This is a genomic window from Mucilaginibacter sp. JRF (genome assembly GCF_015223065.1).
Classification (GTDB): domain Bacteria; phylum Bacteroidota; class Bacteroidia; order Sphingobacteriales; family Sphingobacteriaceae; genus Mucilaginibacter.
In genome coordinates this window covers 440,107-466,794 of sequence record NZ_JADFBY010000001.1, presented here as the reverse complement: position 1 = coordinate 466,794, position 26,688 = coordinate 440,107, and the positions used below count along the sequence as shown (strand labels likewise).

Sequence of the window (26,688 nt, the reverse complement as noted above, 5' to 3'; positions counted from 1 at the left end):
AATTATAACCACACCAAAAACATGAGCCACGTTACCGCGGTCAAAACAAAAAAAGAGCTTGCCAACTTTATTGATTTCCCTCATGAGTTGCATAAGAATGACCCGAACTATGTTCCGGAATTGTTCATAGCTCAAAAGGATCTGTTAACCACGCATCCTTTTTTAAAACATTCGTCAATACAGCCGTTTTTGGCATTTGATGGCAGCGGTAAAATTGTTGGTCGTATTGCTGCCATATTCAACACCAACCACAACAACTTTAACAATGCCAGCGATGGCTTTTTTGGTTTTTTTGATTGCGTGAATGATCAGGCAGTGGCTAACTCATTGTTTGAGGCCGCCACCGCATGGCTTAAGGAAAAAGGCGCTACCAAACTGGTTGGCCCGGCAAACCCATCAACTAACGAAACCTGTGGCTTATTGGTTAAGGGCTTTGATTCGCCACCATTAGTGATGATGCCATACAATCCGCAATATTATATGGATCTGTTTGCCAATGCAGGCTTAAGCAAACAGGTTGACCTGTTTGCTTACAGCTGGAAAGGCAATGCTTATAACGATAAGGCAGTGAAAATGCTCGACCTACTTCAAGGCCGTTTAAAGCGCAATAACATTACCATCCGTAATATCAACCTTCAAAACTTTAAGCAAGAGGCAGCTGCCCTGCGCGAGGTATATAATAAGGCATGGGATAAAAACCTTGGCTTTTTCCCGATGACAAACGAGGAGTTTGATTACACCGCCAAGGATCTGAAAATGATACTTGACCCTGCTTTTGCCGTATTAGCCGAGCAGGACGGTAAAATTGTAGGTTTCGGCGTTGCAATACCCGATCTGAACCAGATACTGCGTACCATTAAAAAGGGTCGCTTATTACCGACCGGTATCTTTAAGTTATTACTGAATAAAAGTAAGATCAAAGGTATCCGCATTATGCTTTTAGGCGTTGTAGATGGGTACCGCAAAATGGGTATAGAAGCCTGTTTGTATGGCGAAATAATGCGTGCCTACACTCAAAAAAACATGGATTACGCCGAGGCCAGCTGGACATTAGAACATAATGATATGGTGAACCGTGCTATTGAAGCTATAGGTGGCGAGCAATACAAAACCTACAGAATATACGAGAAAACTATATGAGAGAAAAGGTTTTAATAACCGGTGCCAGCGGATTTGTGGGTTACCATTTAATAAACGAAGCTATAAAGAACAATCTTGAGGTTTATGCCGCCATACGCAAAAGCAGCAGCATTGATCATCTTAAGGATTTAGATATTAAATACGTTTACCCCAACTTTAAGGATCAGGATTCGCTTACACAGTTATTGAAAGATAACGGCATTAACTACATTATTCACGCGGCTGGGGCTACCAAGGCGCGTTCGCAAAGCGAGTATGATACCATTAATGCTACATACACCGTTAACCTGGCTAAAGCGGCTATAAACGCAGGGGAGCAATTTAAAAAGCTGGTGTTAATTAGCAGCCTGGCAGCGGTTGGCCCTATCAACACGCTTAACGGTATTATTACTAATGATACCATGCCTAACCCTGTTACCGCATATGGCCGCAGTAAACTGGCGGCTGAGGAACAGCTTAAAGCAATACCCGGCTTAAACTATACTATACTAAGGCCTACTGCCGTATATGGCCCACGCGATAAGGATATTTTTATATTTTTTAAACAGGTGGTTAATGGGCTTGAGCCATACATAGGCAATAAAGCACAAAAATTAACCTTTATATATGTAACGGATCTGGCTGAAGTGAGCGTGAAAGCGCTGTTTGCCGGTAGCGGAAAAACGTATATTATAAGCGACGGGAATTTTTACAGCCGGTATGAATTAGGTAATATTACAAAAAGTGTATTAAATTTGAAGGCTATAAAGTTTCATCTTCCTGTAAATTTAGTAAAAGTAATAGCCGCAATTGCCGAAAAAGTAAGTTCTTTGAGCAATAAAGCTTCGGCATTAAATATTGAGAAATTAAAAGAGTTAACCGCCGCCAACTGGAACTGCGAAATTGAACAGGCGAAACATGACCTGGGTTTTTATCCTAAACATGACCTCGACGCGGGATTAACTGAAACGTTAAATTGGTATAAAGCAAATAACTGGCTTTAGCCCTCTTATAAATAAATAGTACAATAAATGAAACACAACATTAAACCTGCTGAGGGTAAATTAGGTATCCTCCTGCCGGGCTTAGGCGCGGTGGCCACAACAATGATCGCGGGTGTTGAGTCCGTAAAAAAAGGCTTAACTCAACCTATTGGTTCACTAACACAAATGGGCACTATACGTTTAGGTAAAAGAACTGAGAACCGCAGGCCAAAGATCAAAGATTTTGTTCCACTGGCTGACCTGAATGACATTGTTTGGGGCGGTTGGGACGTTTACTCTGATAACGTATACGAGGCTGCAAGCCACGCGCAAGTATTAGAGCGTCATCACATTGAAGGTGTAAAAGAGCAACTACAGGCCATTAAGCCTATGAAAGCTGCTTTTGACCGCGACTATGCCCGTAACCTTGACGGTACTTACATTAAAACCGGTACCCGTTGGGAAATGGCTCAGGAACTGATGGCAGACATCACCAACTTTAAAGAAACTCATGGCCTTGACCGTGTAGTTATCGTTTGGTGTGCTTCAACTGAAGTTTTCTTTGAGGCCAGCGAAATCCACAGCACTTTAGAGAAATTTGAAGAAGCCCTTAAAGCTGATGATAAACGCATCGCTCCAAGTATGCTTTACGCTTACGCGGCCCTTAAATTAGGCGTGCCTTTCGCTAATGGTGCTCCTAACTTAACAGTTGATATTCCGGCAATGGTTGAGCTATCTAAATTAACAGGTACTCCAATTGCAGGTAAAGACTTTAAAACCGGTCAAACTTTGGTTAAAACCATCCTTGCACCAGGTTTAGCTACCCGTTCATTAGGTGTTAGCGGCTGGTTCTCAACCAACATTTTGGGTAACCGCGATGGTTTGGTACTTGACGCTCCTGAGAACTTCAAAACTAAAGAAGTATCAAAAGGTGGTGTATTAGAGGATATCCTGAACGCTGACGATCAGCCTGAACTGTACGGTGATCTTTACCACAAGATCCGCATTAACTACTACCCTCCTCACGGCGATAACAAAGAGAGCTGGGATAACATCGACATCTTCGGTTGGATGGGTTACAAAATGCAGATCAAGATCAACTTCCTTTGCCGCGACTCAATCCTTGCTGCACCGGTTGCGCTTGACTTGGCCCTGTTCAGCGATTTTGCTAAACGTGCCGGCATGAGCGGTATCCAGGAGTGGTTATCATTCTACCTGAAAAGCCCGCAAACTGCACCAGGCTTACCGGCTGAGAATGACATCTTCAAGCAATTGATCAAATTGGAAAACACCCTGCGTTACCTGATGGGTGAAGACCTGATCACCCACTTAGGGCTTGATTACTACGAAGAATTAGTTGAAGCTGAAAATTAATAACAGCCTTTAACATACATAAAGCCCGGTTACAGCATATGTTGTAACCGGGCTTTTTTATCATATTTGTATTTTGTAACAAAAGCGCCCTTTTATAATTCCATAAGGGTATTGATATATTTAACAATAACTGGCACAATTATAGCACAGGCAAATTATTGTTTTATAGCTATTTATAGTTTAATTTTGGTATGGCAACATTTGTAAAGGCGCAAGCCTCCTCATTGATCTCGACCGCGGTTGATTACTTGATGACATTTGTATGCAATCACTTTTTTCATTTCTGGTACATATATTCAAATTTTACCGGGACTGTTGCCGGTGGTGTAACCAATTTTTTATTAGGCCGTATATGGGTTTTTCATGCACGTGAAAAAAAAGCACCCGGGCAGGCTATAAAATACATACTTGTTTGGACAGGCAACCTGTTGCTCAATAACGGTGGTGTATTTTTATTTGTGCATTATTTAAGCGTTGATAAATATATATCAAAGGCCATAGTATCATTAATAGTTGGCTTTAGTTACAATTATTTTATGCAGAAGAAATTTGTTTTTGCATAGAATACCTAATACATAAATGAATATAAACACACCACTAAAAACATTACTTCTACTTACCCTACTTCTTTTCAACTCCGCTTTACTGTTTGCCCAAATAACTGTGGTGAATGGCACTGTTGTGGATGCTGCTAACAAAAAGCCTTTGCCCTATGTATCAGTATCATTTGCCGGTACTACATTGGGCACAACTACAAATAGCGAGGGTAAGTTCTTTCTGCAATCGGTAAGGGCGCAAAGCAATTTGCAGGTATCATTTGTGGGTTATAAAACCATAACCTATGCCATAAAACCGGGTGCTGAACAAAATGTCACCATCCGTTTGGCGTCCGAATCGCAATCGCTTAACGAGGTTATTGTTAAAAGCCAGAAAAAGAAAAAGTACAGCAATAAGGATAATCCCGCGGTTGAACTTATTCGCAAGGTGATCGAGAATAAGGACAAGAACCAGCCTACCAGCTATCAGTACATGGAGTTTCGCACGTACGATAAGATGCAGTTCTCGTTCCTCAACGTATCTAATAAACTGGCTGATAAAAAGTTCTTCAAAAAATATAAGTTCCTGATAGATAACCGGGACAGTACCACCATCCCCGGCAAAAACCTGCTGCCTTTCTTTTTGAATGAAAAGGTATCGCATACCTTTTACCGTAAAGACCCGGAGAAGAAACGCACTGTTATTTTGGGCGAAAAGAGCGTAAACTTCGGTCCGTTTGTAGATAGCGAGGGCATTGGCGCTTACTTTAAGCACATGTACTCGGAGATTAATATTTACGATAACAACGTAATGTTGCTCACCAACCAGTGGCTTAGCCCTATTGCCGGTGTATCGCCCAACTTTTATAAATTTTTTATAACTGATACAGTTACTACCAACACTAACGAAAAGCTTGTTGAACTAAGCTTTACCCCCCGCAACACAGCCGACATGCTTTTTGAAGGCATGATGTACGTTACGCTTGATGGTAATTACGCGGTGCAAAAAGTGATATTAAAGGCTAACCGCAACATCAACCTAAACTTTGTAAAAAGCATGGAGGTTGACCTGGAGTTTGCCAAAAACACCGATGGCCGATACCACCTGAGCAAGAGTACTACCCTGGCCGATTTTGGTTTGAATAAGGATAAAGCAGGCGGCTTGTTCGGCATACGTACGCTTACCATGGATAAATTCTTCATCAACACCCCCCGCCCCGAGGCTGCTTATGCCGGTGAGGCTGTGGTATATATGGATGAAGCTAAGGAGCGTAATGAGCAATTTTGGAGAGAGAACCGCCTGGATACGCTGAGCGGAGCTGAATCAAAGGTATACACAAACATCGACAGCCTCAGCCGTATGCCATCATACCGCCGCACGGCCGATATATTATCGTTATTGGTGTTCGGTTACAAAGGTTTTGGCAAGTTTGAGGTTGGCCCGGCAAACTCATTTTACAGCTTTAACCCTGTTGAAGGTTTCAGGCTGAGGTTTGGAGGGCGTACCACTTACGATTTTAGTAACCGCATTTTCTTTGAAACATACGCCGCTTACGGTTTTAAGGATGAACGCTGGAAATACTTTTTGAGCAGTACCTACTCGCTCAACGCCAAATCTATCTACAAATTCCCGCAGCACTATGTAAGGGCCAGCTTTCAGCGCGATACCAAGATACCGGGGCTTAATCTTGATTTTGTGCGTGAGGATAACTTTTTGCTATCCTTTAAGCGTGGCAATAATGATAAGTATCTGTATAACGATTTTTATCGGTTTGATTATGTAAGGGAATTCGAGAACCATTTTTCGTACAAATTTAACTTTACCAAGTGGACGCAGGAGCCTGCGGGTTCGCTGTATTTTAACAGGCTTGTTAATGGCTCGCTCATCAGCGACCGTTATTTAACCACCAGCGAGTTATCACTCAACCTGCGTTACGCCCCTTACGAGCAGTTTTACCAGGGCAAAATGTTCCGTACACCTATCATCAGCAGGTACCCTATTTTTAACTTGTACTACACCAAAGGGGTAAAAGGTCTGTTTGGCGGACAGTACGGGTATGATAAATTGTTGGGCCGTGTAGATAAGCACTTCTACCTTTCGGTATTTGGCTACGCCGATGTATCGCTTGAGGCCGGGCATATATTTGGTAAGGTACCTTACCCACTGCTCAACATTCACAGGGCAAACCAAACCTATGCTTATGATGTTGACTCGTATAACCTGATGAACTTTTTGGAATTTGTGAGCGATGATTATCAAGCTATTAGCATCGATCAGCATTTTTATGGCTTCTTTTTTAACAAGCTGCCGTTATTCAAAAAACTGAAGTGGCGCGAGGTGGTATCGTTCAAGGCATTATACGGCGGTTTACGTAGTGAAAATGATCCGTCACGGCATCCTGATCTGTATCAATTCCCGGTTGATGAGTCCGGAAAACCCATCACTTATTCATTGGGAAGTAAACCTTACATTGAAGGGAGTGTTGGTATTGAAAATATTTTTAAATTTATACGCTTGGATTTAGTGAGGAGATTTAACTATCTCGATAACCCAAATGTATCCGAATGGGGCCTTAGAACAAGGATAACATTCGATTTTTAATTGACAGTAAAAAAGTAAATGGAACAAACCACTACCGCAACAACATCACCTAACCTGCGCACCAGTTTACAACTGGGCATATATAAAGTGATAGATCCTTTTGTAAAGGTGCTTATTAAACTTGGGCTTACCCCAAACGCGGTAACCTCAATAGGCTTTATACTTAACATTGGTGTGGCCGTAATATTTATTGCCGGCGCCGAAACCGGTGCACGCATCAACTTAAACTACGTAGGCTGGGCAGGCGGCCTCATATTATTCGCGGGCCTTTTTGATATGCTCGACGGGCAGGTAGCACGTCTGGGCAACATGAAATCAACCTTTGGTGCCCTGTACGATTCGGTGCTTGACCGCTATAGCGAGCTCATCATGTTTTTAGGTATATGCTATTATTTGGTAGCGCATCACTATTTTTTCAGTTCGATATTCGCCTTCATAGCCCTGATTGGCTCCATGATGGTAAGTTACGTACGCGCCCGTGCCGAAGGTTTGGGTGTTGAGTGCAAAGGCGGCCTGATGCAACGCCCGGAGCGTGTGGTAACCATTGGCCTGTGCGCTATTTTGTGCGGCGTAATGTCAAACTACATTGGCGGCGATTATAAATTGTATGTACCTGGCATTAAATATCATGTGTTTGAAACCATGTCGTTTTTTACATTGCCAATTACTATATTAGCTGTATTAACCAACATAACGGCTTTTAACAGGCTTCGCGAAGCCAAAAAGGCCCTTGAGGAAAAAGACCAGCAATAAAATATGCGTATACTGTTTACCTTGTTGCTTTTGGGGATGTATGTAATGCTTGCCAAAAGCAGCAAGGTAAACAAGCTTTGCACCACCACTGCCGATACGCTTAAGGTAGCCGAACTGCCTACCCCAACAGGCATTGAAATGCTGTTTTACCTACAGCGCGACCCCAATACCAATACCATAATTTACGAGCTTAACTGGAACAAGGACGGCACACTGGATACCGATGACCCTGTGCACCCCTATTGGAAGCTTTATGCCAAGCAGCAGCAATGTGTTGAACTGAGCATGATACAGCGTAAATTCGCATTTGGAGTAGACGCCAAACAGCTCGACGATGAAAAATATGATATCAGAATATTGTCATACAAAAAAATTCCGCTCACGCTGATGAAGGGAACTGACGGAAAATATCATATCTTCGTAACCATTTTAAACAAGCAGGCAATACTTAATCGCATTTTTGTTCGTATTGATGGAGGGGCCGTATGGTCGCCCAATGTAAAATACATGGAACTTAAAGGCACTGATATAGTTACCGGTAAAGTAATTGCAGAACGTTTAAAACCCTGAAAGGCCATGAAGAGGAACTTTATATCAAATTCACCGGAATCGGTAAGAATGTTCAAGAACGATATTCTGGAGAGCTTATCAAAAGTAAGCTTTTACGTACCTGTCATTATATTTTTGCCGGTTATAGGTGTTTGCACATATTACTCGTTATTTGTTGACGAACAACCATTTATCAACTTTTTCGGTTTATTTATAGGTGGTTTGTTTGTATGGACGTTTATTGAATACATTATGCACCGCTTTGTGTTCCATTTTGTACCAAAGGCTAAATGGGCGCTAAGGCTGCACTTTATATTTCATGGTGTGCATCACGATTACCCGAGCGATGCCAAGCGCCTGGTAATGCCGCCATCGGCAAGTATTCCATTGGCTACAGGTTTTTACTTTTTGTTTAAACTGGTTTTCCCTGCGCTGTATGTAAACGGATTGTTCTCCGGCTTTATATTGGGTTATTTGATGTACGATATTTCGCACTACGCCATACATCACTTTAACTTTAAAGGCAGTTTCTGGAAAAAAATAAAACAACACCACATGCTGCACCATTATCAGGACCCATCAAAGGGTTATGGTGTAAGTTCTCCGCTGTGGGACAAAATATTCCGTTCAGATTTTTTAAAGAAGTAACATGACCAAAGCTGCCGGCGCAGTTTTTCCGATCACCCCAAAATCGGTAATAACTGTTTCGCTGTTATCCATTGCGTATCTTATAATTTCGTGGCTGCTGTTGGGTTTTAAGAGCGATCAGTTAGTGCTGGTGTTCTTGTACAACCTGTTTTTTTATGCCACACCACTAAGCCGTAAGTTCATAGTAGGCTTTTCCATATTCATTGTATACTGGATAATTTACGATTACATGAAGGCTTTCCCGAACTATGCCTATACCAACGTTCATATCTCGGGACTGTACAAATTTGAAAAGAGTTTATTCGGTATACATTCAGGCGGTAAGATACTTACCCCTAACGAGTATCTGTGGATACATAACGTAACCTTTCTGAACATCATCTCAGGCATATTTTATTTGTGCTGGATACCGGTACCTATGGCTTTTGCCGTGTACCTGTTCTTTATCAACCGCAGGCAATTCATCAGCTTTTTGCTGACATTCTTTTTAGTGAACTTTCTTGGTTTTATAGTTTACTATACCTATCCTGCGGCACCGCCCTGGTATGTACACTTTTATGGGTTCAACTTTGTGCAAACCACCCCGGGTAATACGGCTGGCCTGGCTCGCTTTGACCAATACTTTGACGTAAACATATTTAAAACCATCTACGCCAAAGGATCGAACGTGTTTGCTGCCATGCCATCACTGCATTCGGCCTATCCGCTTATAGTGCTTTATTTTGGCCTTAAAAATAAACTGGGGCTTATCAATATATTCTTCGCTACGGTTATGGTGGGTATTTGGTTTGCCGCCGTTTACACCAGTCACCATTATGTGCTTGATGTTACCTTTGGCATTGTTACCGCCGCGTTGGGTATCAGTTTGTTTGAATGGTCGTTTTCGCGTATTGGTTTTCTTCGCCGGTTTTTAGACAGGTACGAGCAAACCATTAAGTAATTTAGCTACAAACTGTACCAAATAAGCTACTATCAATATTGATAGTAATGCCTGTTTTCGCCTGATAATACAGGTTTATACAAAAGGCACAGCATTTGAATAGCATTCAGCATACCGCGTTAGCTGATGAAAAAACTATTCACAATTTTTACCCTTGCTATTGTTTTTGCCTCGCAACTTGTTCATGCCGATGAACTTGATAGTTTGAGGAAACAACTTAAAAATACCACTATCGACTCGTTACGTGCACCACTCCATATAAAGCTGGTTAACTTTTATATGCGATATGATACCGTTAGCAATCCGTTAAAGAAATCGATGTATCAAAACGAGGCGCAGATCAACTGCTTCCAGGCATTGCATCTGTATTCTGGTATTGGCGACACCACCGGCATGCGCATTAGCTTTGATAAGCTTACCAATCTGTTTTACAAGCAAAAAAAATATAGCCAGGCCAAATGGTATGCCTTGCAATCAAACAATTTGTCGAGGATCAAAAATGATGTGCCGAACATTATCGCATCATTACAACAATTAGCAGCGATTAAAACCGACATCAAAGAATATAAACTTGCCGAAAAGGATTTGAAAGAGGCCTTGTATTGGTCTGAACAGGAGAAATCGACTACAGCTAAGACATCCATCAAAAAGGATTATGCTAAGCTTAATAAGAAGCTTAAACGTAAAGGCGCGCCTATGCTGGCATCTGCCAAAACTAAAAAGAGCAAACAACAGCGTGTAAAGCTTGCTACTACGCCGCTGATCGCTTCATCAGACAGTACTATCACACTGAGCCCTGCATCTACCGAAAACAAACCGGTTAAAGTTACCCCGGTTAAAAAATTAGCGGTTATATAACACGCTTAAACCTGTTTTGGCGTTTACGGTCATACTTAACGGTATGAAGATAATGATTTTGAAAGGCGCCGCATTAATGGCGCTCGGCCTGATGCTAACCAGAATGACCGGCACAACAGCCGACGATGATTTTAAAGAGGAGTTTTTAGAACGCATAAACGCTATACGCCGTAAGGGTTGTAATTGCGGCACCCAACGCATGGCCCCTGCCCCGCCCCTTGTTTGGAACGATCAGCTGGAGGATGCCGCCGAAGACCACGCCAAGGATATGGCCCGCAAGAAATACTTTAGTCACGAAAGCCGCGACGGGCGACATATTCAGGATAGGATAATGAATGCAGGTTATACTTACAAAGGCTACAGAAGCTTTGCCATTGCCGAGAATATTGCCTACGGCCAGCGCAGCATTGAAGAAGTGCAGAACGGTTGGTTTAAAAGCCCCGGCCACTGCAAAAACCTGATGAACCCCGATCTGAAAGAAGTTGGCGTTGCCGAAAAGAATATGTATTGGGTGCAGGATTTTGGCGGCCGAGAAAGTTTTACACCGCAACAACAGCAAATGATAAAGAAGGGTGCACGCATTATACAGAAAAGAGGGTAATTTTACAGCGATGAACTACTTTGAATTTTACAACATACCCGAATCGTTCCACCTGGATGAGGCTGCGCTGAAAAAGCAATTCTATCAGCTAAGCAAACAATATCATCCTGATTTTTATGCTACCGAGGATGATGAAAAACAGCAGGAAATATTGGAGCTATCAACCCTGAATAATAAGGCTTACCAAACCTTAGCTGACCCTGCAAAGCGCCTTGAATACGTTTTACGCAGCCATGATCTGCTCCAGGAAGGTGCAAAACCACAACTCCCGGGAGATTTTTTAATGGAGATGATGGATATTAACGAACGCCTGATGGAAGTTGACGATGCTGACCAGCTACGCGACATAACCGCCGAAGTACTTGCATTTGAGGGCGATATAAATGAGCAACTGAGCAAACTAACTACCGACTACCCTACCCTTGACGATACCGCGAAAGAAAGCAGACTGAACGAAATTCTAAATATTTACTATAAACAAAAATATCTGTTGCGTATTAAGGAGAGTTTAGATACATTTGCAGCCCGGTTCTGAAAGAACAATAGTTGCCCAGATGGCGGAATCGGTAGACGCGTTGGTCTCAAACACCAATGGCTGCAAGGCCGTGCCGGTTCGACCCCGGCTCTGGGTACAGCTCAAAATCACCCATTAAGGGTAAAGAGGGACTTTGAACACTTCAAAGTCCCTTGTTTTTTTATCAAAATCGTCGATTTAAGATACCCAAGTATTGTTCAAAACATTGCACCTATGGGTTATGGTTATGATGATATTGCATTAAGTAGCGAGGATTCCGACCTATACTGAAGATTACAAATACTGTAATTTATATTCCCTGAAAAGTTAAATTAACTCATTTGTTTTAATCCTGTTAATCGGTTAATTTGGCCGAACAGTCGACGGAACTATTTAACCTTGTTACAAAAATGCTTGAATCTATAAAAGCGAAGCTGGAAGCTTCACGTAAGGAATTACTGGATCTTGGTCTGAGAAACCCTTTGCTCAACTATAAAACCCCCAAAGGAAAAGGACTTAAAATAGTCCAGGAAAAATCTGAATTCATCTTCGATATTCTTGCCAGGCAGAATAAGGCCATGACTTTTTTGGGTATACCGGAAAAGAAAGGCAGCAAAATTAATCAAGAAGTTGTGGAAGATGACACCGAAGTGCCCGAGTTGGCTCAGCCAACGGAAGAATCTTATCAGGACACCAAATTACAAACGAGCGAAACAGAGCAGAAATTACAAACAAGACTACTAAATACCTATTATTTTGCGCGCACCAGCATTGAAGAGCAAGGTGTTAATATACTTTATCTGGCTCTCGGTATGCTCAAATGGTATGAGCAAGGCAATACAGAAACGTCGCGCTGTGCACCACTCCTGCTTATTCCGGTGGAGCTTGAACGTTCAAGCGCGCAAGAACGTTTCCGTTTAAAATATACAGGAAGCGAGATCGGTGCAAATTTATCATTGCAGGCCAAAATGAAGGCTGATTTTAATATATCAATTCCGGATATGCCAGATTCGGAGGAGATGAATGTTAACTCGTACTTTAGGTTGATAGAAGATCATATTGCCAAAGAAGAACTATGGTCTGTTGAGCATGATGAAATTGAACTCGGCTTTTTCTCTTTCGGTAAATTCATGATCTATAATGATCTTGATGTTGCTAAATGGCCAGATGCCCACCAGCCAGGATCACATGAAAACATATTAGCATTATTGAAACCGGGTTTCAATCAGACTATCAACCTGATGCTGAAGACAACAAAGACCTCGACGAAGAAACAAACGCAAATGCGTTATTTAAAGTTGTTGATGCTGATAGCTCACAGATGCAGGCCATCCTGGCAGTTAATGAAGGGCATGATCTGGTTATACAAGGCCCGCCAGGCACAGGGAAATCACAAACCATAACTAATATTATAGCTGATGCCATTGGCCAAGGTAAAAAGGTTTTGTTTGTTGCTGAGAAAATGGCGGCGCTGGAAGTTGTTAAGCGCAGATTGGACTCTGTTCAGCTTGGAGAAGCTTGTTTAGAGCTACATAGCCATAAAGCTAATAAACGTGACCTATTGGAGGAACTGAAACGGGTTATGGAACTTGGAAGACCCTCCGTTAACCAGTTAGAGCAAGAAGTTCAGCAACTGGCTGTTTCCCGCAATGAATTAAACAGTTATTGCAATGCAGTGAACACGGGTATCGCCGGTAGCGGTTTGAGTGCTAACCAAGTTATAGGATATTTACTACAAATTGATAAAGAGATCGGTCAGCAGCACTTACTAAAAATCCCCCTTCCTGATATTGACCATTGGAACGCTGATAAAACCCGCGAGGCATTAGCGATATGTGATCGTCTTCAAGCCAGGCTCAGAGATATAGGCACTCCTCAAAATCTATTATTTTGGGGAAGTGAAATTACCGTTTTATTACCGCACGAAAAAGGTCCGGTTCTGGAGCAAGTACGGCAGGCTGGTCAGGCGGTTACAGCTTTACGTGAATTATCAGAAAGAATACAAACATCTACCGGCCTTGGACTTGCCGACGACGGTAACTCATTGAACTTCTTAATTAGTGAATTAGAAGTAGCATCCAAAGCTCCTAACCTTGCGGGCCTTGATATTGTTAGTGATGTATGGTTACTAAAGAAACAGGATATTCGTGAGTTAATAGACGTAGGGCAAACACTTGACCTGCTCTACAAAGATTATAAAGACAAGCTTATGCCGGAGGCTTGGTCACAGGATATTCTTGACATCCGTCAGAATTTGGTAGCGCACGGTAACAAATGGTATAAGTTTCTGATAGGAAGTTATCGTAAGGCGAACCAGCGGCTGGCATCATTTTTAAAAGTTGGTCTGCCAGATGAAATTTCTGAAAGATTAAAGATAGTTGATACGATCTCTGAGGCCAGGCGTATGGAAAATGAGATGGCTGCATTAGAACCATTAGCGGCATCCCTATTTGGTAAACGTTGGTTAAAACAAAGATCGGAATGGACGTCGTTAAGTCGTGCGACTGAATATCTTGCCGACGTGCATCAGCAGTTTGCTGAAACCCGGGTTAGCCGTCAGTTATTTGAATTTTTAAAACACAATGATGCTGCCACCCTTGCTGCTGATTTTTTGAGTGAACTTAAGCAACATGAAAGCAATATAGGATCACAACGGCAAGCAACATTTGCCACGCTAAAAATCAATGAGTTGAGGGGCGTAAAGCAATCAGAAATAGCTGCAATGACATTCCGTGCACAGTCGGCATTCTGGTTAAAACGTGCCGAAAGATTTGCGGAGCTTCAATTGGTTATTGATTGGAATAATCTTGCTCAGGCAGCAAGCCATGCCGGGTTTGATTTTTTGGTTGATGTGTCAACCAGTTGGGAGTTTGCCCCGCAGTGGTTAAAAACCTCTTTATTGAAGACGTGGTATGAATATCTGATCGAGCAGGCTTTCAAACTGAACCCTGCGCTAACACAATTTGAACGAGTTAGCCATGAAAACGTTATCGATCAGTTTAAACGGCTTGACCAACTTAATTTAGTTTATAACCGCGCACGCGTTGCATTAAAACATTGGGAGAATATACCAAAACAACATGCCGGCGGCCAGGTAAACGTTTTGAGGACTGAATTTAACAAACGCGCCCGCCACATGGCTATACGAAAGTTGGTTGAAGAAGCAGGGGCTGCTATGCAGGCCATTAAGCCGGTGTGGATGATGAGCCCGATGTCAATCGCTAATTTTCTTCCGCCGGGAAATATACAGTTTGATCTTATCATTTTTGACGAGGCAAGCCAGGTGCGGCCTGTTGATGCGTTAGGTGCTATTATGCGCGGGAAGCAATTGGTGGTTGTTGGCGATACCAAACAACTACCGCCAACCAGCTTTTTTGACAAGCTGAATACTGACATGGAAGACGAAGACAATCAAACAGCTGACATGCAGAGCATTCTTGGCATGTGCGACGGGCAAGGCGCACCGAGCAGTATGTTGAAATGGCATTATCGCAGTCGCCATGAATCACTTATCACTTTATCAAACCATGAGTTTTATGAGAACAAATTAGTGATATTCCCAAGTCCGGGTTCACGCCAAAGCCTTGGATTACGTTTTCATCACCTTGCAGACTCCGTGTACGATCGTGGCAAAACACGTACTAACCCGGTAGAAGCAGAGAAAGTTGCTCAAGCGGTTATTGCCCATGCCAAGCAATTTCCTGAGCTAAGTTTAGGCGTTGTGGCATTCAGTACTTCGCAAATGCAGGCCATACAAGCAACATTAGAATTGCAACGCCGCCAGCATCCCGAAGTAGAAACATTTTTTAAAAGTCATCCACACGAGCCGTTCTTCATAAAAAATCTCGAGAACGTTCAGGGCGATGAGCGTGATGTGATTTATATAAGTATCGGCTACGGGCGAATAGACAACGGCACGGTACCCATGAGTTTTGGCCCTTTGAACAATGAGGGTGGCGAACGCCGTTTAAACGTACTGATAACGAGGGCAAAGATGCGTTGTGAGGTATTTACCAATATTACTTCGGCAGATATACGGGTTGCAGAAAATGCGAAATTTGGTATTCGCGCTTTAAAAAGTTTCTTGTATTTCGCGCAGTATGCAAAATTTGAGCAGAACAGCGAGCCGATAGTAACAGAAATAAGGCCTTTTGAAGATGAAGTAGCAAACCAGTTGGCGGCTTTGGGCTATATTGTGAGAAGTAAGATCGGATCAGCCGGCTTTTATCTTGACCTTGCTATTGTTGACGAACATAATCCCGGGCGTTATATTATTGGAATTGAATGTGACGGGCAGAATTACTCCAAAGCCCGATCAGCTACAGACCGTAACCGATTGCGGGAACAGGTGCTGGAAATGTTTGGCTGGAGCATCTATCGTGTTTGGAGTACGGATTGGTACAGAAATCCCGATCGTGAACTAAAACGCCTGATTGAAGCTATTGAACAAGCTAAAGCTGTAACGGCCAGCGTTGATCAGGAAACAAAAGTCTACGAAGAAGAACAACGTCTTTTAGAACGTGAACAGATTGAGGAAATAAGTACAAAGATTATTTACTATCAGCAAGCAACCCTGCCAGCTGCCATTGGCTATCAAGAAATGCATTTACACTCGTTCGGTAATTTAGCTGCGTGGATCACCGAAGTAGTGAAAGTTGAAAGTCCTGTGCATTTTGATGAAATGGCCCGGCGAATGGTTGAAGCGGCCGGTATATCAAAAGTAGGATCGCGTATAAAATATACACTCACACAAGCCTGCAATTTTAGCGAGCAGAATGGCTTGATCAAGATAAAAGGTGAGTTTCTTTGGCATAATGAAATGGAAGAACCTGTGGTTCGTGATCGCAGTCAACTACCGGCCTCTTCAAGAAGATTACAGATCATAGCACCTGAAGAGCTTCATTTGGCGATCAAGCAAGTTGTATCTGAGGCAATCGCCATTACCGACGAAGCTGCCGCAAATCTGGTTGCTAAACTGTTTGGGTTTAGCAGGGTGACAGAAGATATGAAACAACTGTTGCTTGAGCCTATACGAATTGCTGAGAACCATGGGATCATTAAAAGAGATAACGGTTACCTAAAATTAGCTTAATTAATTTTTGTTATAATATTGAACCTTAAAATTTTGGTAGTGATGCTGTCACAGCCATCCTGAATTTCCTTTTAATCAAACAAATACGGCTTTCCGGGAGTTGCTTATTAACTATTATTCTATGTTATGAGGAATTCTTTGAAAGCTTTTTTATTGTTATTAACTGCATCAGTATTAAACACCCGAGTGATGGCTCAGTACGATGGCTCAGCAAGCCTAAGCCTGGGTATGGGGCATGGATACACAGCGCTGAGCCAAAGCGTAATGAGTAATGCGTTTGCAGCAACCAAAGGCAATAAAACCTCGCCCAAGGCTAACAATGCAGATTATATATATCTTGGGTTTAGTCATTACCGTGGTTTTGAACAAAAAGTATTTAACCAGGTATTACAGAACGATAAAAATACCGACAAGGGAAAACTCAGAAGCTTTTTGACCAGTGCCCGTACAATGTACCATTTTGCTACACGTGCACAGGAGGTTGGTTTAAAGGATACTTATATATCAGATATTATGGCAATAGGTATAGCCTGGAATTGGGAAATGTATCATGAAAAAAAAGCCAGTAGGCAGAAGGTTGTAGCACTGCGCAACGCCATACGTGACAATATAGACAAATCATCCATCAAAGCCCAGCTTGCCAAACTATCTGATGAAGACAAGCGCGACTGGATATTGAGCTTTATGTACAACAATAGTATGCTTGCTCAAATCATTAAAAACACCGGCAAGGTTTCATCCCTTCAAAAACAACAGTTATTAAAAACAGCACAACAAGCCGGCGTGCCTGATATTGCATCCGTTACCTTAAATTAACCATTAGCTCTTTTAAACAGATCGCATTTCTTCATTCTGACGGCTAATATCATACTCTCCAATAAACTCTACCGGAGATTCACCTGTTATTCCTAATATCTTAATGTACAAGGCGCCCCGGCTCATGCCAAAATACTTACTCATATCCTCAACAGAAAACTTCGGGTTGTTGAGATTTTGTTCAATGTAGATGGCGATGTTCTTTAAAAATTTCTCGTCGCTTGAGGCTATTTCAACATCAGGAGAGGTAACCTTTATTTGCTTTGAATAGGTATTTTTAAACGTTGCATTCAGTAACAGCAGGTTTTTGATCTTTACGTTGAGTATATCAAAACTAAATGATTTGATGAGGTAATCAGATGCGCCTGATCCCCCAAAAGATTACTTAGTCAGTTGAGTTGAGTACAGCACTTTATCGGTAACGCTTACCGCTTTCACATTCAGCTTTTTTTCGTCTATTGAAAAATACATAAAACCGTTTTCTGAGGCCTGGAAACGGCTGTAATCGATACCCGCTGTAACATGAGTAAGTTCAGATCCTGCGCCGGATATAAATTGATGTGTATACCCTTTGGGTTTGAGATGCTGCATAGAATGTTCATGGCCCGATAGATACACATCAACTTTGTGTTTTTCTAAAATAGGGTTAAGTGCCTTGCGAATTGCCAATGTATCGTAGTTGCTAATACGGGGCCCTACGGTATATGATGGATGATGACCAACCACGATCTTCCATTTCACTTCGGCCGAAGCCTGTTTTAGTGTTTGATCTATCCAGGCGAGTTGTTTTTCAGGATGCTGATCCTCATAATTTTGAACGATGGCCTGACTGTCTATCATCACAAAAAGCACCTTGCCTTTACCCTCACCCAAAGATACCTCCTTGGTATAATATCTTGCCGGCATATGCCAGCGACGGCTTATTTTGCTATAACGGATCTGCGCATCAGGTTCAGCATAATAATCATGATTACCGAGGATAGCAAACCAATCGCCCTGTAAGGAATGTGCTGTATAAATGCTCTCGAACGAATAATGCCAAAGTGGATCGTGCTCACTTACCACGCCTTTGGGGTAAAAGTTGTCGCCAAGGGCCAAAACAAAATCGGTGGGGTTTACGCGTGCCCAGTCGCCCATCTGTTTAGCGGTTTCCAATTGGAGGCACTCCCCGTTACGCCCCCAATCTCCCATTGCTATAAAATTGATTGGGAAGCCATTGCTATCCGGACCTGCAACCGACGAAAGGTCATCACTTTCTAAATAGGTTACTGAAGGTTCAGCCATTGAAGCTATTGGTGCTACAATTGATGCACCCAACGCTGACAAAGCTGTATTCTTAACAAAATCTCTGCGTTTCATGTATATCTTGAAGTTTTAATCTGGATGAAAATAAATCTGTGCTAAAAGCGCTGCCCGGTTAAGCCGGGCAGCGCATAAAAATCAAAAGCCTAATAACCCGGGTTTTGTGTCAGGTTAGGGTTCAGCGCCTTTTCGCTGGTTGGCACAGGGTAAATACGCTTGTTTACATCGGTATTTGTTTTAAAGCCCCAGGCACCCTCAAACTTACCAAAGCGTATCAGGTCATTACGGCGCCAGCCTTCCCATGCAAACTCGCGGCCACGTTCGTCAAGCAATTGATCGAGCGTTATGCCGGTTACCAACGGCGCATGCGCGCGGGTACGTATCTTGTTCACTAAAACATCAGCGGTCTGCAATTCTCCGTTAACGGTAGTAGCGGTAGCGCCGCGCAAAATAGCTTCGGCTTTCATCATCATTACATCGGCCAGCCTTAACACCGGCATATCATTACCCTGGTAACGGGTGCTTGTATTTGCGTTCGGGTCAGGGTAAAACTTGATAGAACGTACACCACGGGCTTTGCCCAGCTCATCATTACCTACATCCATTGTAGCAGCTCTTACCAAAGGCATTTCGGGTGTAAAATCTAAATGATAATCAACCGCTGCCGAACCATCACTGCCGATATAGCTGGCATCAACACCTTTTTTGGTTGATTTGATAATCACCGGCGAGCCATTGTTTTCATACTGCTTACCGGCCAGCCAGGTTGTGTTACGCACATCGCCGGTCAGGTTAAATTTATCATAAAAATCTTTTATGGTGCTCAACGCTATACTCGGGCGAAAAGGGATATTGTATTTTGCCTGTAATGCCGTATGCAAGCCAAAACGTGTAAAGTGATTACCTTCGGCTACGTTAGGGTCATAAGGCACGGCAAAAATGGTTTCCTTTATTTGCGGACCATTGGTGGATGCAAACAAGGTCATGTAATCAGCATCTAAAGAGTATATGCTCTTGGCTCCGTTCAAAACACTATCAGCCATGGCAACGGTTTCGGTAAACTTAGCCTGACCGGTGTAGTATTGCGCGTTCAGGTACAATTTTTCTAACAAAGCAAACGCCATCCATTTAGTAGGGCGGCCGTAGGTAAATGTACCCGCGGCGGTATTCAGGTTTGGCAAGGCTTCTTTCAGATCCTTCTCAATAAAAGCGAATACATCTGCACGTGGCGCGGTGCCCGGAGGAGTGGTAACAGGGAAATTGGTTATCAGCGGAACATTACCATATAAGTCCATCATAAAATAATAGAACAAGGCACGCATGGCTTTCATTTCGGCTAACGAGCGGCGCTTATCATCACTATCAGGTGTTGCCTCAAACAGGCTGATGATACGGTTACAGGTGTTGATACCGCCAAAACCCCACTCCCAGTTTGAGCGCACGTTAGGGTGATCGGGTCCCCAGGTATGCAGGTGCAAAAAGCGGTACTGACCACCATCATCATAGTTACCATCGCGGGCAGGGATGATGGCCTCATCGGTTGAGAGCTCCTGCATACGCCAGTACTCAACCGCGTATATGGAGCGCAACTGGGTGTAAACAGGCCCGGTAGCGGCAATAAAGCTTTCAGGATTATTGGGGAAATTATCAGGTGTAAGCTGCGATTCAACATCGGTATCCAGCTTGGTACAACTTGTTATAGCACCGGCTAATAGCGCGGTAAATAAATATATCTTTTTCATGTTTGTTTTACTGATTAAAAGTTTACACTCATGCCTAACAGGAACGATCTGGTTTTAGGATAGAAGTTATTGTTATCGATACCCGGAGTTAAACCGCCCATGTTAATTTCAGGGTCGATGCCTCGGTAATTAGTGATCACGAACAGGTTATTACCTGTAGCGTAAAAACGCAGACTATTGATAGCCTTTGTTTTAAACTTAAGGGTGTAACCCAAAGTAGCATTATCCAAACGGAGGTACGAGCCGCTTTCCAGGTACCTGTCAGACAGGATGTAGGCATTATTGTCATTAGGCGATTCATCCAGCGTAAACTTCGGGATGTTAACATTCGTAGCGTCCGACGGGCTGTTCAGGTTAGCTAATGTGGCATTCAACACCTTGTTGCCGTATACTCCGCGTAAAAAGAAACTGAAATCAAAGTTTTTGTATATAAAGCTGTTGTTCCAACCATAGATCAGCTTAGGCTGCGCACTGCCGGCCACCGAAAAATCGGCCACTACCGGCGGCTGGTTACTGATGCTGCCATCGGCCTTGTAAAACTGCGATACACCGTTTTCATCCTTACCGGCATAGCGTGCCAGCAGGAATGAACCTATCGGGCTACCCTCCTGCACTATTTGTGATGGATTACTTGATTGACCTTTACCACCTAAATAAGCTGTTTGCAGGTATGGCAGGGTAAATACATCGTTTGATAGTGATACCAGCTCGTTTTTGTTATGCGAGAAATTCAGTGTAGTTGTCCACTTAAAAGCTTTACCGTTAAACGGTTTGGCCGATAACATTACCTCAATACCCTTGTTGCTTATTTTACCGGCATTGGCTGTAAGTGTGTTTACAAAATATTGCGTGGTTGATACATTGTAATTCCATATCAGATCCGAAGTGCGTTTGTCATACACATCAACCGAACCGGTAAGGATGTGATTAAATAAGGTAAAGTCAACACCAATATTGGTCATATCCGTACGCTCCCATTTTAAATCTGGGTTAGGGTTTTGTACCGGGCCAACAGCGTTGATAAAGTTGCCGTTATAATAAAACCTTGATGTGGTTGAGGTTTGATAAAGCAGTAAACGGGTAAAGGCGTTAAAACCCTGGGTATTGCCCGAGCTACCGTAACCTGCACGCAGTTTCAGATCATTAACAAACTTTACGTTTTCCATAAAGCTCTCTTTGCTGATGTTCCAGCCTGCTGAAACAGCCGGGAAATAACCCCAGCGATTATTTACACCAAAGGCTGATGAACCATCGCGGCGCAGAGATGCCTGTAACATGTATTTGTACTTATAGTTGTACTGCGCACGGCCGTAAAATGAGATCAGGCGCAAAGTAGATATCGGAGCAACCTGATCGTAAACAACTGTTGAGCCTGCCGGCGGATTGCCCAGGCCAAGGTTATTATAACCCAGTGCATCAGTAATAAAATTACGGTTTGATGTACTGAAGCCATCATTATTTCTATCTTCCTGCCATGAGTAGCCTGCCAGTAATTTCAGATCATGATCGCCAAAGGTTTTATCGTAATTAAAAAATGATTCGATTACCTTTTTGTTATTGGTATAGCTATTACGCAACCCATAACCATTATAACCCTGCGCTAAGCCCGATGCACGGTTGTAATAAGCATTGTTGTTATTCTGCTCATCCTGGTACGATACACTGAGGGTATACCTTAAGCCATCAAACAATTTAGCTTCGGCCAGCGCGTTGCCTAAAAAGGTTTTCGCCTTACCGTCAAGTATCGAGTTTTCAACTAACGATACCGGGTTCAGATAACCACGGGTACGGGTAAAGTTTTCACTAAAGCTGCCATCGGGCTGCCTTACATTAACGGTTGGCAAATAGGTAAGCATGTTCAGATAAACCTCATCAGGTATATCGCTGGTTGAGGTGATGCTGTTCACTGCCGAGATGTTTAACCGCAGGCGATCATTAAAATACTTTTGATCGAGATTGGCACGTAATATAAAACGCTCCATTTCTGAATCTTTAATGATACCCTGATTTTTAAGGTAGTTCATGCTCACGTTGTAAGCAGTTTTACCCGTATTGCCGCTTAACGACAGGTTATGGTTATGCGAGAAAGCGCTACGGGTAAGCTCCTTTTGCCAGTCGGTATTGGCTCCCTCGTTGTTATCAACCGGGTTCAGGCTGCGGTTATTGTCAGCCAAAAACTGGCGTAGTTGATCGCCTGTAAGCACATCTATCTGATTCGATACCTTTTCGAAACCGGCATAAGCACTGTAGCTTAAACGTGGCTCGCCGGGTTTGGCCTTGCGGGTGGTAACCATAATTACACCATTTGCCGCGCGCGACCCGTAAATAGCCGTTGATGATGCATCCTTCAACACATCCATCGTCATGATATCTTCGGGAGCAAGCAGCGCTATTGAAGCACCGGGTACGCCATCTATCACATAAAATGGCTCCTGAGCGCCATCGCGCAGGGTTGAGGGACCACGTAGTATAATAGCACCCTGATCATTAGGATTACCATTACGGGTAACGTTAAGCCCCGGTACCTTACCTTGCAGTAACTGTGCAGGTGAACTGATCACACCACGGTTAAAGTCTTCGGCCTGTACCGAGGTAATAGCGCCGGTTACCTCAGCTTTACTTGAGCGACCGTAGCCTGTTACCACTACCTGTGTTAAAGCGGTAGCTCCCTCCTTAAGTATCACAGCTAATGATATTTTGTTGCCCGCTGTAGCTGTATAGCCCGATAGTGTTTTGGTAATGTAACCTACATAGGTAAAAGTGAAAGTATAATTACCGCCTGTTTGCAGGTTATTGATGTTAAAAATACCATCCTTATCGGTAACGGCATTAATAGCGGTGCCGGTAGTGGTATTTTGCGCGTTAACGGTTACGCCGGGCAGGGCTACCCCGGTTGAATCCTTAACAATACCTGTTGCCGAGGGCGCGGTTTGAGCACGGGCACTTGTAAAGCTTAGCAGGACAACTAAAAACAGCATGGCTGCTTTCAAACTGACCGTGAAGCATAATTTGTAATTTTTGAGCATAGTGAGTGGGTTTTTCTTGTAATGAATGTTTACTTTTTCTTGTTGATCTTGATGGGTATGATGGTGTAAGTACTATCGGTTTTTATTACCTGTAGTTTGTTAAGTGTACCTATGGTTGAAAGCACTACGGGTAGTGAGTCGGTAGCTATGTTAAAGTCGCCGGTAAAACGGTACTTTTTCAGATCGGCTTTGATAGCTATGCTGTTGCCGTACAGTTGTTGCAGCTTGTTAAACACATCGGGCAGTGGTTGATTAACAAAGCGCAGGGTATCGCCGTTAAGTTTAACTGTGCCCGCTATAGCCGGTGCCGGTTTGGTAGCAGCGGCTTGTTCAGTAAAGCGGCGCAGGTTTACACTGCCGGTGGTTTTATTAAACACCAGCTCCTTGCCGGGCAGCAGGTACTGCGGCTCAAAACCATTTGCGGTATTGGTAACCCTAACCTTGCCTGAGTGCAGTTTAACACGTGTTATTTTTTCGGCAGGCCATGCGGTGATGGTAAAAACAGTACCCAGGGCAGTAGTGGCTACTTCGCCCGAAAATACGGTGAACGGACGGGCTTTATCTTTAGCCACCTTAAAGCGGGCAACACCGGTAAGGTATATATCGCGGGTTTTATTTTTAAAGGGAAGTTTGTATCGTACGGATGATCCGGGCGATAGAGCGACATCCGATCCATCATCCAGTTTAATATGCTGAACACGGTTGCCATGGTTAGTAGCATTTTGCCAGTTGATAACATGTGTTTTTGAAACTACATATGGTTGGCCCTGCGGCCGAGGACGTGTAAGCTGGAAAACCATCAGCCCGATAAAAACACATATTGTTGCCGCTATGCTTATGTATCGCCATAATTTAACCGGTTGTCTTTGTGGCTCAGCATCAATTTTTGACAGTATGGCGGCCAGCATATCGGCTGATTTTTTACCATCAGGATGTGTGCCGGTGGTAAAGGCACGCCATTCGTCGTAGCTCAAATAGCGCTCAACAACCTCCGGGTGCTGTATGAGGTAATGGTAAACCTGCTCAGCTTCTTCGGCTGTGCATTGCCTGTTAAAGTATCGTTTTATTTGATCGTCCGTTGGATGCATATACTCCCAATACGGGAGCCGGACGCTTAGCCCCTAACGCTTAACAATTATTTAATAAGGCATCCAGCAAAATAATAAATGAGGCACTGATAGCCGATCGGCGGAGTTGTTTTATAGCCAGGGTGATATGGTTTTCAACTGTTTTGGTTGATATGGAAAGCATCTCAGCAATTTCGGCATTGGTTAAATTATTGAAACGACTGAGCTTAAATACCATTTTTCGTGTCGGCGGAAGCAACTCGATGGCATCATTAACATTCTTAAGCGTTTCCTTATCAACCAAGGTATCAGTGTAAGGCTGATTCATGTCACGCTCTAACTGGTTGATGAGATTGTTGCGCACGGCATCCTTCCTCAATTCATCTATCATGGCATTACGCGCTATACGGAACAATTGCACATCAATATCATACTCGGTAGATAGCTGATGCCGCTTTTCCCATAGCTTGATAAAGGTTAATTGAGTTACCTCCTCAGCCAGGTAAGCTGACGACGTTTTATGCGCCACAAAAGCATACACCTTTTGATGGTATTGGTAGTAAACCATCTTATAAGTAGTTAAGCAATCCTGCTTAAGCGCATGCACGTTTTCCATAGCATGCAAAAGTTTAGCATAGTTATTACCTGCATGCTACCTGTTTGTTAGCTTATTATTAATAAATATTTTTATGTGGTTACCGAATTACTGTATAATATACCGGCATATATACCCATCTATCAATATATACAAAACGCCGCTCAAATCCTGAAATCTGAGCGGCGCTTATTAAAAGGTAATATACAATTTATTACTCCAGCAAACCTGCCGGTACTTTTCCATCAACTTTAGAGAATGGTATACCAAGTAATTTTATCATAATCGGTGTCATATCCTTCAAATCCATTTGCGCTATCACTGCACCCTTGCGTATACCGGGGCCGTGTACTATAAGGCCGGTACGTATGTTTTTTGTATCCGGAAAGTGTCCGTGTGTACCGCCTTTGCCGGGCTTAACTGCATTGCCTGTATTAGCCATATTAAATGAGGCATCGTGCTCGGCAGTAAGCGCGAAAGCAACATTAGGGTTATAACCACCCTTTTTCAGTTGCTCTTTAGTGATGATGCGGTAATATTGCTTAACGCTATCAGGCTGGGCCTCCAGTAAAGCTTTTACCTTATTGGCGGTTGCCTTATCGGCGGCATCTTTAAGATACAGGTAAGCTGAGCCACCCACGGTATTGAATTGTGCTTTCCAATCGCCTGCTTTCAGGTCGGTGATCAATCCGGCTTCTTTAAGCCATACGTTTGGCGCTATGCTCTTTTTTACATCATAAAAGCCATGGTCGCCGCCTATCATCAACACCGTATTCTCATATATGCCTGCATCTTTCAAAGCTTTTATAATAATGCCAACGGCTTCATCCGCGTCGGCAATTGCTTGCTGCACACGTGCTCCGCTGCGGCCAACTCCATGCTGGGCACCATCTACTGAAAATACGTGAATGGTCATTAACTCAGGCTTACTTTTCTTTATGATATAGGCTGCTATCTGGGCTATGTTCTGGTTTTTTCCGTTATCAATTTTATCGGCACCGCCAAATACCTCTTTCTTCACCTCATCATAAAATCCTTTGGGTAATGAATATTGTGCACGCACGCTATCACCCAAACCACCAATATCGGGTATGTTATAATCAACAGGCGCATCGGCTGATACCGGCCAGTAAAGTGAAGCAACGGTCATGCCCTTATCTTTAGCGGCTTTCCAGATAGTAGGCGCATGTATAGAGCTATCCTGCCAGTAAGGCATTTTAGCTTCTCCATCCAACGTAAATATATTATTGTAGTATACGCCATGCTTTACGGGCTGCACGCCTGTAACTATAGTGGTATGTGATGGATAGGTCATGGATGGGAATACACTGTTAACACCTTTGGCATAAGCTCCGTCTTTCATCAGCGCGCGCAGGTTGGGAGTTTGCCATTCGCTATCCAAATAAAAATCAGGGCGAAACCCATCAATGGTTAAAAAAATAACGTGTTTGGCTTTTTGAGCCATAAGCTGTGCCGATGTCATCACTAATGCAAGCAGCAGAACAATTGATAGTTGTTTTTTCATGATAAATACCATCCGTGTTAAAAAAGTTAAGGATGGGTCCGTAAAT

21 protein-coding genes and 1 tRNA gene are annotated in these 26,688 nt (G+C 43.1%); 16 read left to right on the top strand and 6 right to left on the bottom strand.

What is annotated here, in order from left to right; genetic code table 11:
• Positions 1-21: 21 nt before the first annotated feature.
• From IM792_RS01885 to IM792_RS01810, 16 genes are all read left to right on the top strand, one after another.
• On the top strand, positions 22-1,140 hold the full coding sequence (locus IM792_RS01885) for a hypothetical protein (protein ID WP_194099980.1): 1,119 nt from the start codon (positions 22-24) through the stop codon (positions 1,138-1,140).
• On the top strand, positions 1,137-2,123 hold the full coding sequence (locus IM792_RS01880) for an NAD(P)-dependent oxidoreductase (protein ID WP_194099979.1): 987 nt from the start codon (positions 1,137-1,139) through the stop codon (positions 2,121-2,123). The genes IM792_RS01885 and IM792_RS01880 overlap by 4 nt, the downstream gene beginning before the upstream one ends.
• A gap of 27 nt (positions 2,124-2,150) precedes the next feature.
• A complete protein-coding gene (locus tag IM792_RS01875; RefSeq protein ID WP_194099978.1) occupies positions 2,151-3,476 on the top strand; it encodes an inositol-3-phosphate synthase in 1,326 nt (441 codons plus the stop codon).
• Between the two features lie 191 nt (positions 3,477-3,667).
• Entirely contained in the window at positions 3,668-4,039 is a 372-nt protein-coding gene (locus IM792_RS01870) for a GtrA family protein (protein WP_194099977.1), read from the top strand.
• A 16-nt stretch (positions 4,040-4,055) separates the two neighbouring features.
• Positions 4,056-6,614 (top strand): DUF5686 and carboxypeptidase-like regulatory domain-containing protein, encoded by a 2,559-nt coding sequence (locus IM792_RS01865; RefSeq protein WP_194099976.1) that lies wholly within the window; start codon positions 4,056-4,058, stop codon positions 6,612-6,614.
• An 18-nt stretch (positions 6,615-6,632) separates the two neighbouring features.
• Positions 6,633-7,367 (top strand): CDP-alcohol phosphatidyltransferase family protein, encoded by a 735-nt coding sequence (locus IM792_RS01860; protein ID WP_194099975.1) that lies wholly within the window; start codon positions 6,633-6,635, stop codon positions 7,365-7,367.
• Positions 7,368-7,370: 3 nt separating this feature from the next.
• Positions 7,371-7,937: a DUF4833 domain-containing protein gene (locus tag IM792_RS01855; RefSeq protein ID WP_194099974.1), complete on the top strand. Its 567-nt coding sequence runs from the start codon at positions 7,371-7,373 to the stop codon at positions 7,935-7,937.
• 6 nt (positions 7,938-7,943) lie between these two features.
• Positions 7,944-8,564 (top strand): sterol desaturase family protein, encoded by a 621-nt coding sequence (locus tag IM792_RS01850; protein ID WP_194099973.1) that lies wholly within the window; start codon positions 7,944-7,946, stop codon positions 8,562-8,564.
• A 1-nt stretch (position 8,565) separates the two neighbouring features.
• A complete protein-coding gene (locus IM792_RS01845; protein ID WP_194099972.1) occupies positions 8,566-9,504 on the top strand; it encodes a phosphatase PAP2 family protein in 939 nt (312 codons plus the stop codon).
• Between the two features lie 126 nt (positions 9,505-9,630).
• Positions 9,631-10,362, top strand: a complete 732-nt coding sequence (locus IM792_RS01840; protein WP_194099971.1) for a hypothetical protein — start codon at positions 9,631-9,633, stop codon at positions 10,360-10,362.
• A gap of 43 nt (positions 10,363-10,405) precedes the next feature.
• Complete coding sequence (locus IM792_RS01835) at positions 10,406-10,963, top strand: CAP domain-containing protein (RefSeq protein ID WP_194099970.1); 558 nt, start codon at positions 10,406-10,408, stop codon at positions 10,961-10,963.
• A 10-nt stretch (positions 10,964-10,973) separates the two neighbouring features.
• A complete protein-coding gene (gene hscB / locus IM792_RS01830; RefSeq protein WP_194099969.1) occupies positions 10,974-11,498 on the top strand; it encodes a Fe-S protein assembly co-chaperone HscB in 525 nt (174 codons plus the stop codon).
• 13 nt (positions 11,499-11,511) lie between these two features.
• Positions 11,512-11,595 (top strand) — tRNA-Leu (locus IM792_RS01825).
• Positions 11,596-11,887: 292 nt separating this feature from the next.
• Entirely contained in the window at positions 11,888-12,880 is a 993-nt protein-coding gene (locus tag IM792_RS01820) for a DUF4011 domain-containing protein (protein ID WP_194099968.1), read from the top strand.
• Positions 12,799-16,569 carry a DUF3320 domain-containing protein gene (locus IM792_RS01815; RefSeq protein ID WP_194099967.1) on the top strand — a complete coding sequence of 1,257 codons (3,771 nt, stop codon included), beginning with the start codon at positions 12,799-12,801 and terminating at the stop codon, positions 16,567-16,569. The genes IM792_RS01820 and IM792_RS01815 overlap by 82 nt, the downstream gene beginning before the upstream one ends.
• 126 nt (positions 16,570-16,695) lie before the next feature.
• The gene (locus IM792_RS01810) at positions 16,696-17,385 is read left to right on the top strand and encodes a hypothetical protein (RefSeq protein WP_194099966.1); all 690 of its coding nucleotides are present in this window, start codon (positions 16,696-16,698) and stop codon (positions 17,383-17,385) included.
• Positions 17,386-17,766: 381 nt separating this feature from the next.
• On the opposite strand, the gene IM792_RS01805 is transcribed toward IM792_RS01810, so the two are convergent.
• The 6 genes from IM792_RS01805 to IM792_RS01780 all read right to left on the bottom strand — a co-directional run bounded on the left by IM792_RS01805 (position 17,767) and on the right by IM792_RS01780 (position 26,642).
• Positions 17,767-18,744, bottom strand: a complete 978-nt coding sequence (locus IM792_RS01805) for a metallophosphoesterase (protein WP_194099965.1) — start codon at positions 18,742-18,744, stop codon at positions 17,767-17,769.
• A gap of 89 nt (positions 18,745-18,833) precedes the next feature.
• Positions 18,834-20,429 carry a RagB/SusD family nutrient uptake outer membrane protein gene (locus IM792_RS01800; protein ID WP_194099964.1) on the bottom strand — a complete coding sequence of 532 codons (1,596 nt, stop codon included), beginning with the start codon at positions 20,427-20,429 and terminating at the stop codon, positions 18,834-18,836.
• A gap of 14 nt (positions 20,430-20,443) precedes the next feature.
• Positions 20,444-23,455: a SusC/RagA family TonB-linked outer membrane protein gene (locus IM792_RS01795; protein WP_194099963.1), complete on the bottom strand. Its 3,012-nt coding sequence runs from the start codon at positions 23,453-23,455 to the stop codon at positions 20,444-20,446.
• 29 nt (positions 23,456-23,484) lie between these two features.
• Entirely contained in the window at positions 23,485-24,543 is a 1,059-nt protein-coding gene (locus IM792_RS01790; RefSeq protein WP_194099962.1) for a FecR family protein, read from the bottom strand.
• A gap of 40 nt (positions 24,544-24,583) precedes the next feature.
• On the bottom strand, positions 24,584-25,138 hold the full coding sequence (locus tag IM792_RS01785; RefSeq protein ID WP_194099961.1) for an RNA polymerase sigma-70 factor: 555 nt from the start codon (positions 25,136-25,138) through the stop codon (positions 24,584-24,586).
• Between the two features lie 193 nt (positions 25,139-25,331).
• Positions 25,332-26,642, bottom strand: coding sequence for an ectonucleotide pyrophosphatase/phosphodiesterase (locus tag IM792_RS01780; protein WP_228084885.1), 1,311 nt, complete (start codon positions 26,640-26,642; stop codon positions 25,332-25,334).
• Between the last annotated feature and the right edge of the window lie 46 nt (positions 26,643-26,688).

Excerpts from the sequence above, each read along its gene's own strand:
- IM792_RS01855 (WP_194099974.1), top strand. The coding sequence starts at position 7,371 with ATGCGTATACTGTTTACCTTGTTGCTTTTGGGGATGTATGTAATGCTT.
- IM792_RS01865 (WP_194099976.1), top strand. The coding sequence starts at position 4,056 with ATGAATATAAACACACCACTAAAAACATTACTTCTACTTACCCTACTT.
- IM792_RS01860 (WP_194099975.1), top strand. The coding sequence starts at position 6,633 with ATGGAACAAACCACTACCGCAACAACATCACCTAACCTGCGCACCAGT.
- IM792_RS01805 (WP_194099965.1), bottom strand. The coding sequence starts at position 18,744 with ATGAAACGCAGAGATTTTGTTAAGAATACAGCTTTGTCAGCGTTGGGT.
- IM792_RS01835 (WP_194099970.1), top strand. The coding sequence starts at position 10,406 with ATGAAGATAATGATTTTGAAAGGCGCCGCATTAATGGCGCTCGGCCTG.
- IM792_RS01875 (WP_194099978.1), top strand. The coding sequence starts at position 2,151 with ATGAAACACAACATTAAACCTGCTGAGGGTAAATTAGGTATCCTCCTG.
- hscB (WP_194099969.1), top strand. The coding sequence starts at position 10,974 with ATGAACTACTTTGAATTTTACAACATACCCGAATCGTTCCACCTGGAT.
- IM792_RS01820 (WP_194099968.1), top strand. The coding sequence starts at position 11,888 with ATGCTTGAATCTATAAAAGCGAAGCTGGAAGCTTCACGTAAGGAATTA.
- IM792_RS01795 (WP_194099963.1), bottom strand. The coding sequence starts at position 23,455 with ATGCTCAAAAATTACAAATTATGCTTCACGGTCAGTTTGAAAGCAGCC.
- IM792_RS01815 (WP_194099967.1), top strand. The coding sequence starts at position 12,799 with ATGCAGGCCATCCTGGCAGTTAATGAAGGGCATGATCTGGTTATACAA.
- IM792_RS01785 (WP_194099961.1), bottom strand. The coding sequence starts at position 25,138 with ATGGAAAACGTGCATGCGCTTAAGCAGGATTGCTTAACTACTTATAAG.
- IM792_RS01885 (WP_194099980.1), top strand. The coding sequence starts at position 22 with ATGAGCCACGTTACCGCGGTCAAAACAAAAAAAGAGCTTGCCAACTTT.
- IM792_RS01840 (WP_194099971.1), top strand. The coding sequence starts at position 9,631 with ATGAAAAAACTATTCACAATTTTTACCCTTGCTATTGTTTTTGCCTCG.
- IM792_RS01790 (WP_194099962.1), bottom strand. The coding sequence starts at position 24,543 with ATGCATCCAACGGACGATCAAATAAAACGATACTTTAACAGGCAATGC.
- IM792_RS01800 (WP_194099964.1), bottom strand. The coding sequence starts at position 20,429 with ATGAAAAAGATATATTTATTTACCGCGCTATTAGCCGGTGCTATAACA.
- IM792_RS01850 (WP_194099973.1), top strand. The coding sequence starts at position 7,944 with ATGAAGAGGAACTTTATATCAAATTCACCGGAATCGGTAAGAATGTTC.
- IM792_RS01880 (WP_194099979.1), top strand. The coding sequence starts at position 1,137 with ATGAGAGAAAAGGTTTTAATAACCGGTGCCAGCGGATTTGTGGGTTAC.
- IM792_RS01780 (WP_228084885.1), bottom strand. The coding sequence starts at position 26,642 with ATGAAAAAACAACTATCAATTGTTCTGCTGCTTGCATTAGTGATGACA.
- IM792_RS01810 (WP_194099966.1), top strand. The coding sequence starts at position 16,696 with ATGAGGAATTCTTTGAAAGCTTTTTTATTGTTATTAACTGCATCAGTA.
- IM792_RS01870 (WP_194099977.1), top strand. The coding sequence starts at position 3,668 with ATGGCAACATTTGTAAAGGCGCAAGCCTCCTCATTGATCTCGACCGCG.
- IM792_RS01845 (WP_194099972.1), top strand. The coding sequence starts at position 8,566 with ATGACCAAAGCTGCCGGCGCAGTTTTTCCGATCACCCCAAAATCGGTA.